The following is a 15,580-nucleotide window of genomic DNA, read 5'->3' as shown; positions in this document are numbered from 1 at the left end:
TGGCTCGCCGCCAATTGTGTGGGGCACACTCGGCGCGAAAGCTCTAAAGGGATGCTCGGCGCGCCTGATAGAGGGTCGGGCGCGCGAACACTCGACCGCCTATTCTGGCAGATTTTCTGGGGCCACGCGCACCCACGGGGCGTCACGCTCGATGAGGGCGGCCACCGACAGCAGCAGCGCCTCGCCCGCGCCGCGCTCGGCGGGCCGCGCAATGAGCTGCGCGGCATACGGCACCGAGGCGCCTTCGGGGCGATGGGCCGGGATCACGGCCGCCGGCCAGCCGAGCAGGTTCCACAGCGCCGCGTACGGCGCGTAGCCGATGTTGGCGCGCAGGTTCGCGATCCAGCCCCGGCGGTGCCACCCCTCGGCGATGGGGCCGGGCTGGGCGAGAGCCGGCGTGATGATGACGTCAACACCGTCGGTGGCGCGGAGAATGCGCGAACGCAGGCGATCTACGGGGCGCTCGCCGAGCATCCCGAATCGGCGAAGCACGAGGCCCGCGCGGGCGTGGGCCCGAACACGCCGTTCGAGCGCCCGCAACGGGATGCCCGCGGCCCGGGCATCGTCGGCGGTTCCGGCGAACCAGCGGGCGAGCACGGGGAGCGGGTTCGCCGGGTACGGCAGGCGCACCTCGACGACCTCGTGACCGGCGGCCGCCAGCACCGCGGCCGTGCGTGTTGCCGCCTCTCGCCACCCGTCGTCAAGGTGGGCAAGCGGCGTGGGAACGGCCGGCGCGAGCGCGATGCGCAGGCGGCGCGTCGGTGGCGCGAGCTCGGCGAGGGCCGGGCGATCGGCCATCACCGAGAGCATTACGGCGGCGTCGGCGACCGTGGTCGCGAGCGGCCCGTTCTCGCTCATGCCGAACCAGCTGTGGGCGCCCATCTCGGCGGGTACGAGCCCCGCGCCGGGCTTCAGCCCCACGACGCCGCAGTTGGCCGCCGGAATGCGGATCGACCCCATACCGTCGGCGGCGTGGGCGATGGGCACGAGGCCCGCGGCGACGGCCGCCGCAGAGCCGCCGGATGAGCCGCCCGCCGTGCGCTCCGGGTTCCAGGGGTTGCGCGTTGTTCCGAAGCGCGAGTCGGTCGTGCCGAACACGCACAGCTCGGGCACGCGCGTGAGCCCCACAACGACGGCGCCGGCGGCCCGAAGCCGGGCGACGACGGGATGGTCGTGCGGCTGAGGGGCCGCGTCCGTTGCCTGGCTGCCGACCCGCATGGGCTCACCGGCGACGGGGATGTTGTCTTTGATCGCGAGGGGGACGCCCGCGAGCGGGAGCTGCTCGCCCGCCGCAATGCGCGCATCCACGCCCGCCGCCTCGGCGAGCGCCTTCTCGGCGCGGACGAGCTGGAACGCACCGATCGCGCCGTCGGCGGCGTCGATGCGGGCGAGCGCCGCCCGGGTCTGTTCGACCGCCGAGGAACGCCCGGCACGAACGGCCGCGGCGATCTCCGTCGCCGTCGCCGGACGCCCTGCGTCGCGGGGCGGGCTCGGGATGCTCGGGGCGTCATTGCCCATGTGCGTCACCTCGGTCGCGCGGTATTCGGATGGCCGCTAACGGCCGAGGAATTTCTGCAGGGCCTCAAGCTCTTCGGGGCTCGGGGCCTGCGTGCCGCCCGCCGCTGCCCCGCCCCCTCCGAGACCGAAGCCGGAGCCCGTCGACGTCGCGCCGGAGGCGCCGCCCTGCGCCTTCGCGGCCTCCTCGGCGGCGCGCTTGGCCGGGTTGCCCGAGCGCGAGCCCGCCTTGCCCTTCTTCTTCGCCGCCTTGCGGGCGCTGCGGGCACCGGGCCCGCCGCCCATGCCGAGGGGGCCCATGCCCGGGATCTGCGGCATGCCGCCCTTGGCAACGGTCTTCATCATCTTGGCGGCCTGCTCGAAGCGGATCACGAGCTGGTTGACCTCGGTGACTGTCGTGCCCGAACCCTTCGCAATGCGCAGGCGCCGCGAGCCGTTGAGGAGCTTCGGCAGGCGCCGCTCGGCGGGCGTCATCGAGCGGATGATCGCCTCGGTGCGCGTCAACTCGGACTCGTCGAAGTTGTCGAGCTGCTCTTTCATGCCGCGGGCGCCGGGCAGCATGCCGAGCATTCCCTTGATCGAGCCCATGTTCTTCAGCTGCTGCATCTGCTCGAGGAAGTCCTCGAGCGTGAAGCTGTCGGTCGCGAACTTCTCGGCCGTCGCGCGGGCCTGGTCGTCGTCGAAGGCCTTTTGCGCCTGCTCGATGAGCGTGAGGATGTCACCCAGGTCGAGGATGCGGCTCGCCATGCGGTCGGGGTAGAAGGGCTCGAAGTCGTCGAGCCCCTCGCCGGTCGACGCGAACATGATGGGGCGGCCCGTGACGCTCGCGACGCTGAGCGCGGCACCGCCGCGCGCGTCGCCATCCAGCTTCGACAGCACCACGCCCGTGAAGTCGACGCCCTCTTGGAACGCCTGCGCGGTCGCGACGGCGTCTTGACCGATCATCGCGTCGATGACGAAGAGGACCTCATCGGGATCGACGGCCTTCCGGATGCTCGCGGCCTGCTTCATGAGTTCGGCATCGACACCGAGGCGGCCGGCCGTGTCGACGATCACCACGTCGTGCTGACGGTCACGGGCGACCTTCATCGCGTCTTTCGCGACGCGGACCGGGTCGCCCACGCCGTTGCCCGGCTCGGGCGCGTAGACGGCGGCGCCCGCCTGCTCGCCGACCACCTGCAGCTGCTGGACGGCGTTCGGGCGCTGCAGGTCGGCGGCGACGAGCATCGGGGTGTGCCCATCGTTCTTCAGCCACTTGGCGAGCTTGCCCGCGAGCGTCGTCTTACCGGCACCCTGCAGGCCGGCGAGCATGATGACGGTCGGGCCCGACTTCGCGAACTGCAGGCGACGCTGCTCGCCGCCGAGGATCGTGACGAGCTCGTCGTTGACGATCTTCACGACCTGCTGGGCGGGGTTGAGAGCCTTGTTGACCTCGTCACTCAGCGCGCGCTCACGCACCCGACCCGTGAAGTCTTTGACGACCGGAAGCGCCACGTCGGCGTCGAGGAGCGCGCGCCGAATCTCGCGCACCGTGCCGTCGACGTCGGCGGGGCTGAGCTTGCCCTTCGTGCGCAGCGCGCTGAAAGTCTGAGTAAGCCGGTCGGAGAGCGTGCCGAAAGTCGCCATAGTGCCGCCCATTCTAGGTGCGCCGTTCTCGGTGCTCGTGGAGCGCATCCTAAGCGCCGTGCGCGCGAATGCAGGAAACGCGCGTTACGGAACGAGACTTTGCGCGAAGACGTGGGGCGTGAAGCCGGTGAGGTCGCCGATGCCCTCGCCCTGCCCGATCAGCTTGATGGGGATGCCCGTCTGCTGCTGCACCCGCAGCACGAAGCCGCCCTTGGCGCTGCCGTCGAGCTTCGTGACGACAAGGCCGGTGACCCCGGCGTGCTCGATGAATGCCTCGGCCTGCGCCACGCCGTTTTGCCCCGTCGTGCCGTCGAGCACCAAGAGCACCTCGGCGATCGGCGCGAGCTTTTCGACGACGCGGCGCACCTTCGCCAGCTCGTCCATGAGCCCGGCCTTCGTCTGCAGCCGACCCGCCGTGTCGATGATCGCGATGTCGGTGCCGTCGGCGATGGCACGCTCGACCGTTTGGTACGCGACACTCGCGGGGTCTTGGCCCTGCTGCTGCGGGCGCACCACGCTCGCGCCGGCACGCTCGGCCCACGTCGCGAGCTGGTCGACGGCTGCCGCGCGGAAGGTGTCAGCCGCGCCGACGACCACCGTGCGCTGGTAGCCGGTCAAGAACTTGGCGAACTTGCCGATCGTCGTCGTCTTGCCGACGCCGTTCACGCCGACCACCAGTACCACCGCGGGGCGCTCGCTCAGGCGAAGGGTCGGGTCGTAGGCCGCGAGGCGTTCTTCGATCGTCTCGCGCAAGAGGCGCTTCACGTCGCGCGGATCGGTGATGCGCAGACGCTCGACCTCGCTGCGCAGGTGATCGAGAATCTCGTCGCTCAGGTCGGGCCCGAAGTCAGCACCGATGAGCGCGGCTTCGAGGTCGTCCCACATCTCGTCGTCGACGACGGGTGTGGTGAACAGCCCGCGAAGGGCGCCCCCGAGACTCCAGCTGCGCTCTGCCATGCGGTCCAGGCTAGTGGGGAGTGCGCCGCCGCACCGGCCGAGGCGGCCTGCGGACTACGCCTTCATGCGCTCGTAGATCCTCTTGCAGTCGGGGCACACGGGAAACTTCTCTGGGTCGCGGCCCGGAGTCCACTTTTTGCCGCAGAGCGCCCGCACCGGCTTGCCCGTCAGGGCCGACTCGAGGATCTTGTCTTTGGGCACGTAGTGCGAAAAGCGTTCGTGGTCGCCGTCTTCGAGCTGTTCGCCCTCGAGCAGCTTTTCGAGTTCGCGGTCGAGAACGTCGACCCCGCCACCCTGACCTGCATCGTCCGTTGTCGCCATGCGCCGATTGTAAAGGCGCGGGCGCTAGGTGCGCTGGGCGAGCGTGAGGATGTCGGGTGCGCGTCGGCGGTAGATCTGGCCGCCGACCGCGACCCCGAGCATGAGCATGCCAACACCGGTCGCGACGCCGGCAAGCCCCGCGAGCGGCGACCACATGGCGTCGCTCGTGACGCCCCACCAGGCGAGAATCAGCGTCGGTGACATGAACCCGACGGTCGCCACGAGCGCGCCCGCCTGCGCCCACGACGCGCGCGACCCCGTCAACGGCGGCTGGTCGAATGGCCCGGCACCGGGACGTGCCGCGGGGTACGGTGCGAGCGCCGACACCACGCTGGCGACACCGAGACCCGTCAGGAGCAGACCGAGGCTGACGCCCGCCACGAGTTCGAAGCCGTTCGCAATGCCCGACCAGAGGGCGAACAGCGGCGCCGTGATCAGGATGAGCGGAACGCCCAGCAGGAGCGGCGGCACGAGACGCCCGAAGCGGTCGGCCGTTCCCCGCAGGGGCGCGGCGACGTGGAGCCAGATGGCCGTGTGGTCGTACGCGGTGTCGTTGTGGCTGAACCAGCCGAGAAAGAGCGCCAGGAACGGCAGGGGAATGAGCCACAGCAGAGGCAGGGGCACTCCCGCGATGAGCAGGGCAAGCATGATCAACGGCGGCGCCAGCGGAAGGCCGAGGAGCACGACGCGGTAGCGCGGGTCGCGGGTCCAGTACAGCAGCGAGCGCGCCGCGATGACCCCACCGGGCGTGGCGGGCGTCATGTCGAACCAGCCGAGGCCTCGGTCGGCGGCGCGGTCAGCCGGAGCCGAGCGTCGCTCGGGCGACACGACGACGCGCGCCACCACCCACCACCAGAGCGCGGCAAGAGCGCCGACCGCGAGCGCGGCGATCGCCAGTCGGGCGACGGCCTCCCCCGCTGGCGCACCGATCGCGGCCCACGTGAGGCCACCGGGGCTGCGGCCGACGACCTCGGCGAATCGCTCGAGCGCGGCGCCGTCCGTGCCGCGGGCGGCGACGATCGCCGCTATGCCCGCTGCGGCAATGGCGACGACGACCGTCACGCGGGCGGTCGCCGCGACGGCGCGCGCCGCTGGCTCAGAAACGGCTAGTCGGGCGGCTACCGTCACCAGCAGCTGCGACGACAGGATGATCGTGATCGCGGTCAGGACGCCCGCCGCGATCGCGACTCCCCGCTCGGGTAGGTCAAGCCAGGCGCTCTCGACCGCGACGGCGAGCGCGACCGCGAGCGCGCCCGGCGCCCCCACGGCGCCAGCGAGCCCGAGACCCAGGGCCAACTGGCCAGACGGGATGGGGTAGCTGGCGAAGCGTCGTGGCTCGAGCGCGGATCCGAGCCCGGCCGCGAGGGGCGCCACGAGGATGCCGAGCGAGAGCGCTCCGGCACCGATGACCACGGCGGCGCGGTGTGCCGGATTCGTGACGTCGGCGAGCGCGCCGGCACCGAGCATCCCGACAATAATCGCCACGACGAGAAGCGACACGGCGATGCTCCGACCGAGACGACGAGAACCGGGTCGGAAGGACGACGCGAGCAGAGCGAGCTTCAGTCGGAGAAGGTTGTCAACCATTCCAGGCCCTCCACCGCCTGGCGACCGCCCGCGAGTTCGACGAAACGCTCCTCGAGGCGCAGGCCATCGCGCACTTCGTCCATGGAGCCCGCCGTCAGCATGCGCCCGCCCACGATGACACCGACGTGGTCGCACATGCGCTCAACGAAGTCCATGTTGTGACTCGACAGCACGACGGTGCCCCCCGCATCGGCGTAGCGCCGCAGCACATCGGAGGCGAGCTGCGTGGACACGGGGTCGACCGCCTCGAACGGCTCGTCGAGCACGAGCAGCGCCGGCGAGTGAATGAGGGCCGCCGCCAGTGAGATCTTCTTGATCATGCCGATCGAGTAATCGCGCACCGGCCGATCGAGCGCGTCGTCCAAACCGAGCGAACGGGCCAGGTCGGTCGTGCGGCTGCGGGCGGTTTCGCGGTCAAGGCCGTGCAGCACCCCGCAGTAGTACAGCAGCTGAGCGCCGGTGAGCAGATCGAAGAGCCTCATGCGATCGGGCAACACGCCAATCATGCGCTTGGCGGCGATGGGATCAGCCCAGACGTCTGCACCCCTGACCGTCACGGTGCCGGCGTCCGGGCGCATGAGGCCGGTCGCTATGCTCAGGGTCGTGGTCTTGCCGGCGCCGTTCGGGCCGACGAAGCCAAAGATTGTTCCGCGGCGAACCGTGAACGAGACGCCGTCCACCGCGACGACACCGCCGAAACGCTTCGTGAGCCCGGAGACCTCGAGGACGACGGGTTGTGCTGGCGGCGGCGGAGTGGGCCGCTTCGGGGTCGCCGATTTCTTTCGGCGGGGTTTGGCGGCTGTCACGCACCCACCGTACCGAACGGTCAGGACTCGCTTGGGGCGCGCGTGGCCGCTGCGGAGAAATACTCGTCACCCAAGCGTCTCTAGCGTCTCTGTGCGAGAGTGCAGCCGGTCGATCCGTCTCGTTACGAAGGCGAGATGAACAAAATCTGAACTTTTCGGGGCGAAACGGCTAAACTCGGGGGCACACGACGGAGTGTCACCCCACTTTCCTGCGCCCAGGCGCCTCGACCGCATCACTGATCGAGAGCGACTCGCGATTGTCTTCGCCGGGCCCGACACATCTTGAGGAGAACCGTCATGACCGTCAACGTCGTCATTCTCGCCGCTGGCATGGGTAGCCGCCTCGGCCGCAGTCTTCCGAAGCCGCTGACCGAGCTCAGCGATGGCCGCACGATCATGCAGCAGCAGCACGACAACATCCGTGCCGCCTTCGGCACCGACGTCACCATCACCACCGTCGTGGGCTACAAGCTCGAGCACATCATCGAGGCCTTCCCCGACGTCGAGTACGTCTACAACGAGGCGTACGACCAGACGAACACCTCGAAGAGCCTGCTGCGCGCCCTCAAGGCGACGGGCAAGTCGGGTGTGCTGTGGCTGAACGGAGACGTTGTCTTCGACCCGCAGGCCCTCGTGCGCTCCGCATCGCTCGTTCACGCCGACCGCAGCTTCGTCACCGTGAACACCGCGAAGGTGAGCGACGAAGAGGTGAAGTACACGGTTGACGCCGAGGGCTTCATCAACGAGATTTCGAAGCAGGTCGTCGGGGGCCTCGGCGAGGCTGTCGGCATCAACTACATCTCGAGCGCTCACAAGCAGGCACTCATCCAGCAGTTGAAGCGGGTCGACGACCAGGACTACTTCGAGCGCGGCATCGAGCTCGCGATCCAACACGACGGACTGCGCATCGAACCCGTCGACATCAGCGACCTGTACGCCGTTGAGGTCGACTTCGCCGAAGACCTCGAGCGCGCCAACCTCTTCGTCTAATCAGCACACGGGCGATCGAGCCGCTCAGCTTTCCGTCGCGCGTCATCGCGAGGCGCTAGCGTTATCGCGTGACCGCCCCTGCCCCCGTGCCGCCCGCGCGATCCGCGTCGGCTGCATACCGGCAATCGCTGTGGTTGCTCACCTCGCGCGACCTGAAGGTGCGCTACTCGACATCGTTCCTCGGCTACCTGTGGAGCGTGCTCGATCCGCTCGTCATGGCGGCCATCTACTGGTTCGTCTTCACGCAGATCGTCGAGCGCACCGTCGGGGCAACCCCATACATCGTCTTTCTCATCGCCGGTCTGCTGCCGTGGATGTGGTTCCAGGGCGCGGTGAGCGACGCGACGCGCGCCTTCATCCGCGACGCGAAGCTGGTGCGCTCCACGCGCATCCCGCGCAGCATTTGGGTGAACCGCATCGTGTTGTCCAAGGGCATCGAGTTCGTGCTGAGCCTTCCGGTGCTCGCCGTTTTCGCGATCGCTTTTGGGGCTCCCCTGACGTGGGGGGTGCTGTGGTTCCCCCTCGCCGTCGCGCTCCAGGCGATCCTCACGGTCGGACTCGGCCTCATCATCGCGCCGCTGGTCGTCTTCTTCCGCGACCTCGAGCGGGCGGTGAAGTTGATCCTGCGATTCTTGTTCTACGCGTCGCCCATCATCTACTCGCTCGACGACCTTCCCGGCGAGCTCGGCGTGTGGGCAGCGTTCAACCCGCTCGCCGGCATCTTCTCGCTGTATCGCGCCGCGTTCTTCCCCGAGCTGCTCGACGGGTGGGCCGTCGGAATCGCCGTCGTGATGTCGCTCGGCTTCCTGGGGCTCGGCCTCGTCGTCTTCCGTCGCACCGTACGCGCCGTGTTGAAGGAGGTGTGACCGTGGCCGAACCCGTCATCGATGTGCGAGATGCCGGCATCCGCTTCCGCCGCAACCGCGGAGGCCGCCGCTCGTTCAAAGACCTCTTCGCGGGCCGCAATCGCCGCGCGCGACCCGGCGAGTTCTGGGCCCTGCGCAACGTGAGCGTGACGGTGAACGCCGGTGAGGCCATCGGCGTTGTCGGACGGAACGGGCAGGGCAAGTCGACGCTGCTAAAGCTGGTCGCGGGCGTTATGCTTCCCGACGAGGGGCGCGTCGCCGTGCACAAGGGCGTGGCGCCCCTGATCGAAATCACGGGCGGCTTCGTGAACGACCTCACCGTGCGAGAGAACGTGTACCTGACGGCCGGCTTGCACGGCATGACTCGCCGAACGATCGACGAGCGCTTCGACGAGATCATCGACTTCGCCGAGCTGGGCGAGGTCATCGACACCCCGTACAAACACCTCTCGAGCGGGATGAAGGTACGTCTGGCGTTCTCCGTCATCTCGCGACTCGACGAGCCGATTCTGCTCGTCGACGAGGTACTGGCGGTCGGAGACAAGGCGTTTCGCGACAAGTGCTACGCGCGCATCGACGAACTGCTCGCCGGGGGCCGCACCCTGTTCTTCGTCTCGCACAACGAGCGTGACCTCAAGCGCTTCTGCACCCGCGGGCTCTACCTCGACAAGGGCGCCCTCGCCCTCGACGCCTCGATTACTGAGGTCCTCGAGCGATACAACGCCGACTATGGGACGCCCCGATGAGTGACACACACGAAACGGCTGGCGACGCGCCGACGGAGCAGAAGGCGGTCACCCGCCCGGCCGACCCCGCGCTCATCCGCGGACTGCGCGCCGCGATGTCGGCCCAGCGGCCCGCCGTGATCGCCCACATTCGGTCGATCCGCCAGCGCCACCCCGGGGCGAGCACCGATGAGGTGGTGCGCATCCTGGAAAAGCGCTACCTCGCCGGCGTGACAGCGACGGGGGCGGGCAGCGGCGCCGCCACCATGATTCCGGGCGTCGGCACCGCCGTCGGGCTCACCGTCATCGGCGTGGAGACGGTGACGTTCTTTGAGATGACCGCCTTGTACGCCCAGTCGGTCGCCGAAGTGCACGGCATCGCCGTCACGGATGAGGAACACGCGCACACCCTCGTGATGGCGCTGCTGCTCGGCGGACCGGGCAAAGATCTCGTTCAACAATTCTTGCGGCAGGCGTCAGGCACGGGGCCCGACCGCCAGCAGTACTGGGGCGAGACAGTGTCGGCGTCGTTGCCTAAGGCTCTGACGGGCGCCCTGAACTCGCAGCTGCGCGACATGTTCGTGAAGCGCTTCGCCCTGGCCCAGGGCGGCAGCATGCTCGGGCGGCTGATCCCGTTTGGCATCGGCGCCATCATCGGCGGTAGTGCCAACCGCACCCTCGGGGGCCGCGTCGTCGACGCCGCGCGCCAGGCATTCGGCCCCGCACCCGCAGACTTTCCGGCCGGCCTCGAACCCGTGCTGCGACCGCCCAAGGCGCCGCGCGAGCCCCGCGAGCCCAAGGCTCCGCGCGCACCCAAAGCGCCGCGCACACCCCGGCCATCGAGCCCGGAACGGGGCGCGGGGCCGCGCGCTATTGACGCCGTGAAGCGACGCTTCGGCCGCTGAGCTACACCGTCACGCGGTCGCTGAGCGCCTCGTCGTCGAGCGGGTCGTCGGCATCGTGCTCGGTGCCGCGCACCACGGGGTCGGCCGCGTGCTCGCGTGCGGCCTCGTGCCACCGCTCGACCAGCGTGTCGATCGCGGCGTGGAAGCGCGCCGTCGCGGCACCGGGCGTCGTGTCGCCGAAATAGTGCGTTGCCCAGTGCTGCAGCGCCGCGTGGGCTGCCGCATCGGTGAGCACGCGATCCACCTCGGGAACTACCTCGGCAGCGTCGTCGGCGGCCAGCCATTCGCAGGCCGAGAGATAACCGCCCGTGTCGACCAGCGCATCCGGCGATTGGGGGCGCGTGACGAGCAGCGGTCTGCCGGTCGCCAGCCGGTCGTAGATCATCGCCGAGATGTCGCAGATGGCGACATCGGCGGCGGCGATCTGCCAGCCAAGAGTCGGCCCGTTGTCGTACACGTGTTGCGCCGACGGGTCGGCCGCGTTCGCCCGCTCGATGGCGGCGACGATGCGACGATGGGCCTGCCCGTACGCGGCGTCGACCACACCGCTGCGCGGGTGCGGCCGGTACAGCACGCGATGGCGACCGGTCGCCAGCAGCGCGGCGACCAGCTGCTCGCCGTGAGAGGCGATCGAGCCGTACGCGGCGGCCGGGCGATCGCCCTCCCACGTGGGGGCGTACAGCACGACCGTGCGGTCATCCGGCGTGTACGGCAGCTCGCCCGCGAAATGGTCGGCCTGCGGGCGCCCGATGGCGATCGTGCGCTCGTCGAGGTCGTAGCCCCACAGCACGCGACTCAGACGGTCGCGGGCTGCCTGCCCGGCGATAAGCGCGACGTCGTACGCCTTGTACTGGTTCGTCGTCATGTACATCTTGTCGGACTCGCCGTGGTTCACGAAGGTGTGCCACATGCGGCCGTAGCGGAACATCTGGAAGTTCTTGGCGTTTTGGTTGACGTAGAGCACGACCTTCAGGGGGTTCGTCGCCACGAACCGTTCGAGGTCGAGCACCGTGCGGCAGTACGCGATCGGCACGGGGCTCTCATCGAGCAGAGCGAGCGTCGCCCCCGGGCTGCGGGTAATGATCGCGACCCGCCGGTGCTCGGCGAGCGTGGCGAGCGGCGCAAACCACTGGCGCACCTGGTACAGGTTCACGCTCGCGTCGGCGTAGTAGACGGCGACCTCGACGTCGCTCGGCAACGACAGATCGGCCTCGGCCATGCGCTTGTCCATGAGCAGGCGGTTGCGCCGCTGCCGGACCAAGCGCGTCAAGACACGTCGCGCCGTGCTCAGCTGCTCCCCCAGTTTCACCCCTCTATTGTCCTCCGGGCCCACCGGCGCGCCCGACCACACGGCGACACTGTTACCGAGTCGTAGCGGCCCGCGCGTGCAAGAATCGGGGCCGATGGCACGCTTCACGTTCAGCGCCGGAAACGCCCGCGTGCTCGCCCGCGCTCCCCTCTACGCGGCCGGGGCGCTGCTGGCCCGCGTCGTGCCGCGCTCGCCCGATCGGTGGGTGTACGGCTCGGGCATCGGGCTCGGCGAGGGAGCGCTCGCCCTGTACGACGCGGCCGTCGCGCGCGACGGCGACGCGCGCGTGCACACGTGGCTGGCCTCGACGGCCGCCGAGCGCGACGCTGCACGAGACCGCGGGATGGTAAGCGAGCTGAAGCGCTCTCCGCGCGGGCTCTGGCTCACGCTGCGCGCGGGCGTCGCGGTCGTGACGCACGGTGCGGGCGACGTCAACCGCTTCGGCGTGAGCGGAACCCGCCTCGTGCAGCTGTGGCACGGCATCCCCCTGAAGAAGCTGCACCTCGACACGGCGGCGGCCCTGCGCCTGCCGCTTGTCGGCTCGCTGCCGGGCGCGCAGCGCCTCATGGCGGCGCTGTACCGGCGCGCGGGGGCGCACATCGCCCTGTTCCCGGTCGCGTCGGCCGTCGTCGGTGCGCGCATTCGCAGTGCCTTCGGGCTGCCCGCCGACCGCGTGCTCGCCCTCGGCGAGCCCCGCGACGACGTGCTGCTCGCCGGTGACCCCGCGACGCGGCGACGGGATGCCCGCGCCCGCATCGAGGCGGCCACCGGCCCGCTGGCGGACGGCCCCGTCGTGCTGTACGCGCCCACGTGGCGCGACGGCGACACCGACCCTGCCGTGCCGAGCGACGACGAGTGGACGCGGATCGCCGCGTGGTGCGCCGAAACGGGGGCGACCCTGCTGATCCGCTCGCACCCCCTCGGCGCGGGCTCGTACGCCGCCGGCCCGAGCCTCGGCCACGGGCGCATTCGCCTGATCGGCAGCGAGCTCGTGGCCGACGCGACGCCGCTCTTGCCCGCCGTCGACCTCGTGATCACCGACTACTCGTCCATCGCGTTTGACGCCGCGATCGCCGAGGTTCCGAGTGTGTTCTTCGCGCCCGATGTGCCGAACTATCTCGCCCGCCGGGGGCTGTACGTGCCGTATGCCGAGTTCACGGGAGGCACCCACGTCACGACGTGGGCCGCCGCGCTCGAGCGCGCCGGCCAGGTGTTAGCGGGCGGCGATGTCGCCCGCGACGCGCGCGCCCACGCCGCGTGGCTGCGCGACGAGCACGTCGAGCGGCACGAGGGCCGCGCCACCGAGCGTGTACTCGACGCCATCGATGCGCTGCTGGCCGGCCGGCCCGTCACCGTTCCGCGCCCCGCCATCGCCCCCGCCGTCACCATCGACGCGATCAGCCTTGACGCCGACGCGCTCACGCTCTCCGGATCGAGCGCGATGAGCATCGCGGCGCTCGAGCTCGTGGGGGCACGCCAGGTGCTGCCGTCCACGGTGGCGAGTGACGGGCCAGACGGCCGGTTCCGCGCCGTGATCCCCCTCGTGGTTGAACGCTGGGGCCACGGGGGGCTCGCGCCCGTCAGCGGGAGCTACCGCCTGCGCGTGACCCCAGCCGACGGAACGCGAGCGACCTCGCGGGCGAGCGTGACGGCGGCGGCCGTGGCGGGCATCCGCACCGCACTGATGCGTGCCGATGTCGCCGCCGACGCGGGCGGCATCGTCGTGACGATCGCGCCGCCGCTCGACGACGACGAGCGGGGGCGGGGCGCCCAGCGACGACTCGAGGCCGCCTACCGCCGCACGAGCCCCCAGCCCGAGAACGCCGTCATGTTCGAGAGCTTCTACGCGCAGACCGCCGCCTGCAACCCACTCGCACTCGACCGCGCGATCGCGGAGCGACTGCCGGAGGTGACCCGCTACTGGAGCGTCGTCGACCACTCGGTTGCGGTGCCCGAGGGCGCGATCGCCGTCGTGGAGGGCTCGCGTGAGTGGTGGCGCGTGCGCGGCGCCGCACGGCTCATCGTCGTCAACGACTGGATGCGCAAACGCTGGAAGCCCCGAGCGCACCAGAGTGTGCTGCAGACCTGGCACGGCACGATGCTGAAGCGTCTCGCGCTCGACCGCGACGGTGTCGGGCTGCGCACGCGCATCGCTGTGCGTCGTGAGTCGCGCCGCTGGTCGGCGCTGCTCGCCCAAAACGACTACGCGGCCGATATCTTCCGCCGCGCCTACGCCTTCTCGGGGCCCATCTGGGTCGAGGGCTACCCGCGCGACGACACGCTCATCACGGGTGATCGCGCCAGCGTGCGCGCCCGGCTCGGGCTCGCACCCGGCCAGCGCGCCGTGCTGTACGCCCCGACCTGGCGCGACGATGCCCACGACCTCGTCGACTACCTCGACCTGCCGAGCGTGGCGCCCGAGCTGACCGCCGCGACCGGCGTCGACCACGTCGTGCTCGTGCGCGGACACAGTCGCACGCTGCGCGGCGGCGCCGACCGGCGGGCGCCCGGCCTGATCGACGTGACGACCTACCCCGACTTCTCTGATTTGCTGCTCGCCGCCGACGTCATCGTGACCGACTACTCGTCGATCATGTTCGACGCCGTCACGACGAGCGCACCGCTCGTCTTGTTCACGCCCGACCTCACCCGGTATCGCGAAGAGCTGCGCGGCTTCTACTTCGATGTGACGGCCGACTTTCCCGGCCCCGTCGTCGCCGAACGCGCGGGCCTCATGACCGAGCTGGCGCGCGGTCGCGACGGCGCGCATCCGGATGCCATGGTCTTTGAGCGGCGACGAGCCGAATGGCGGGCGCGATTCGCCCCGCTCGACGACGGCCGCGCGTCGGCCCGCGTCGTCGACCGCCTCATGGCGGCGGGGATGCTCGGCTGAGTCGCTGACGCGGCCCCGGTCAGGATTCGGTGCGAGACCGGTCGACCGAGCCGCGCGCCCCGAACAGCGCCCCGCCGATGAAGCCCGCGCCCCACGCGAAGTGCATCGTCGCGACGACCACGACAAATGCGGCCCGCTCGCGCAGCGTCTCGCCCGATGAGCGCACCAGAAGCAGCGCGGCGAGCAGCGCGAGGTAGAGAGCTGTGGGCGCAGTGAGCACGGCGAGCGCGATCGGGCCGGTGTCGGGGGCGAGCAGACCTGTGGCGAGCGCAAGCACGCCGAGAAGGCTCAGGGCGCTCGCGGCGACCAGCGCGGGCGGGGCGTAGTACCGCAGCGGGCTGCGACCGCCCGAGCGGCGCACGATCTCGCCCCGCCAGATGCCCGTTGCGCGGAACTGTCTGGCCAGCTTCTGCCAGGTGTCGCGCGGCCAGTAGGTGACGCGCAGCGCGGGGTTCAGCCACACGAGGTGACCGGCGTCGCGCAGACGTTTGTTGAGTTCCCAGTCTTCGCCGCGGTTGATGTTCTCGTCGTAGAGGCCGATGTCGAGCAGTTCGTCGCGGCGCATGATGCCGAGGTAGGCGCTTTCGGCCGGGCCCTCGTCGCCGCCCACGTGGTACGAGGCGCCACCGAGGCCGAGTGGTGAGTTGTAGCCGCGCGCGACGGCCCGCTGGAAGGCGGTGCGGCCGGTCGCCACCATCACGCCGCCGACGCTTGCCGCTCCGGTGCGCTCGAGCGTTTCGACCCCCAGCGCCGTGTAGTTGTCGCTGAGCTCGGTGTGCGCGTCGACGCGCACGACGATGGGGTACCGGGAAGCGCGGATTGCCCGATTCAGCCCGATCGGAATCGCCATGTCGGGGTTCTCAACGATGCGAATGCGGGGGTCGTCGGCCGCCCGGGCCCGCACCCGTTCGTTGGTGCCGTCGGTCGAGGGCCCGAGCGCCAGGACGAGTTCGGTCGGCCCGTCATAGCCCTGCGCGAGCACGCTGTCGATCGCGTCGTCGATGTAGTGGATCTCGTTGTAGACCGGCATCACGTAGCTCACGCCGGGCGGCGTGGTGTCGGGCTCGGCCATAGCCCGAA

At 70.3% G+C, this 15,580-nt stretch carries 13 protein-coding genes; 5 read left to right on the top strand and 8 right to left on the bottom strand.

The features are described from left to right. Positions 1-99: 99 nt before the first annotated feature. From EV141_RS06310 to EV141_RS06285, 6 genes are all read right to left on the bottom strand, one after another. The gene (locus tag EV141_RS06310; protein ID WP_130485116.1) at positions 100-1,518 is read right to left on the bottom strand and encodes an amidase; all 1,419 of its coding nucleotides are present in this window, start codon (positions 1,516-1,518) and stop codon (positions 100-102) included. A gap of 36 nt (positions 1,519-1,554) precedes the next feature. After that, the gene (ffh, locus tag EV141_RS06305; RefSeq protein ID WP_130485115.1) at positions 1,555-3,141 is read right to left on the bottom strand and encodes a signal recognition particle protein; all 1,587 of its coding nucleotides are present in this window, start codon (positions 3,139-3,141) and stop codon (positions 1,555-1,557) included. Between the two features lie 84 nt (positions 3,142-3,225). Next, complete coding sequence (gene ftsY, locus EV141_RS06300) at positions 3,226-4,098, bottom strand: signal recognition particle-docking protein FtsY (RefSeq protein ID WP_130485114.1); 873 nt, start codon at positions 4,096-4,098, stop codon at positions 3,226-3,228. A gap of 54 nt (positions 4,099-4,152) precedes the next feature. After that, positions 4,153-4,419 carry a DUF3039 domain-containing protein gene (locus tag EV141_RS06295; RefSeq protein ID WP_130485113.1) on the bottom strand — a complete coding sequence of 89 codons (267 nt, stop codon included), beginning with the start codon at positions 4,417-4,419 and terminating at the stop codon, positions 4,153-4,155. Positions 4,420-4,443: 24 nt separating this feature from the next. After that, complete coding sequence (locus tag EV141_RS06290) at positions 4,444-6,006, bottom strand: ABC transporter permease (RefSeq protein ID WP_130485112.1); 1,563 nt, start codon at positions 6,004-6,006, stop codon at positions 4,444-4,446. Beyond that, positions 5,982-6,812, bottom strand: coding sequence for an ABC transporter ATP-binding protein (locus EV141_RS06285; RefSeq protein WP_198675513.1), 831 nt, complete (start codon positions 6,810-6,812; stop codon positions 5,982-5,984). The genes EV141_RS06290 and EV141_RS06285 overlap by 25 nt, the downstream gene beginning before the upstream one ends. A 297-nt stretch (positions 6,813-7,109) precedes the next feature. On the opposite strand from EV141_RS06285, the gene EV141_RS06280 reads away from it, so the two are divergent. The 4 genes from EV141_RS06280 (at position 7,110) to EV141_RS06265 (ending at position 10,298) form a co-directional block, all read left to right on the top strand. Continuing rightward, positions 7,110-7,802, top strand: a complete 693-nt coding sequence (locus EV141_RS06280) for a phosphocholine cytidylyltransferase family protein (RefSeq protein ID WP_130485110.1) — start codon at positions 7,110-7,112, stop codon at positions 7,800-7,802. A gap of 68 nt (positions 7,803-7,870) precedes the next feature. Then, positions 7,871-8,668 (top strand): ABC transporter permease, encoded by a 798-nt coding sequence (locus tag EV141_RS06275; protein WP_241969125.1) that lies wholly within the window; start codon positions 7,871-7,873, stop codon positions 8,666-8,668. Between the two features lie 2 nt (positions 8,669-8,670). Next, entirely contained in the window at positions 8,671-9,414 is a 744-nt protein-coding gene (locus EV141_RS06270) for an ABC transporter ATP-binding protein (RefSeq protein WP_130485109.1), read from the top strand. Beyond that, positions 9,411-10,298 (top strand): hypothetical protein, encoded by an 888-nt coding sequence (locus tag EV141_RS06265; protein WP_130485108.1) that lies wholly within the window; start codon positions 9,411-9,413, stop codon positions 10,296-10,298. The genes EV141_RS06270 and EV141_RS06265 overlap by 4 nt, the downstream gene beginning before the upstream one ends. A 1-nt stretch (position 10,299) precedes the next feature. Here EV141_RS06265 and EV141_RS06260 read toward each other — a convergent pair whose 3' ends face one another. Further along, on the bottom strand, positions 10,300-11,607 hold the full coding sequence (locus tag EV141_RS06260) for a CDP-glycerol glycerophosphotransferase family protein (protein ID WP_375880247.1): 1,308 nt from the start codon (positions 11,605-11,607) through the stop codon (positions 10,300-10,302). A 94-nt stretch (positions 11,608-11,701) separates the two neighbouring features. On the opposite strand from EV141_RS06260, the gene EV141_RS06255 reads away from it, so the two are divergent. Further along, on the top strand, positions 11,702-14,500 hold the full coding sequence (locus EV141_RS06255) for a CDP-glycerol glycerophosphotransferase family protein (protein ID WP_185740120.1): 2,799 nt from the start codon (positions 11,702-11,704) through the stop codon (positions 14,498-14,500). Between the two features lie 19 nt (positions 14,501-14,519). Here the strand turns inward: EV141_RS06255 and EV141_RS06250 are convergent, their stop codons facing one another. Then, positions 14,520-15,572, bottom strand: a complete 1,053-nt coding sequence (locus EV141_RS06250; RefSeq protein WP_130485105.1) for a glycosyltransferase family 2 protein — start codon at positions 15,570-15,572, stop codon at positions 14,520-14,522. Positions 15,573-15,580 lie beyond the last annotated feature (8 nt).

This window comes from Microcella putealis (assembly GCF_004216575.1).
Classification (GTDB): domain Bacteria; phylum Actinomycetota; class Actinomycetes; order Actinomycetales; family Microbacteriaceae; genus Microcella; species Microcella putealis.
Note: the sequence above shows the minus strand (reverse complement) of the source record. Positions and strands in the feature narration are given on the sequence as shown.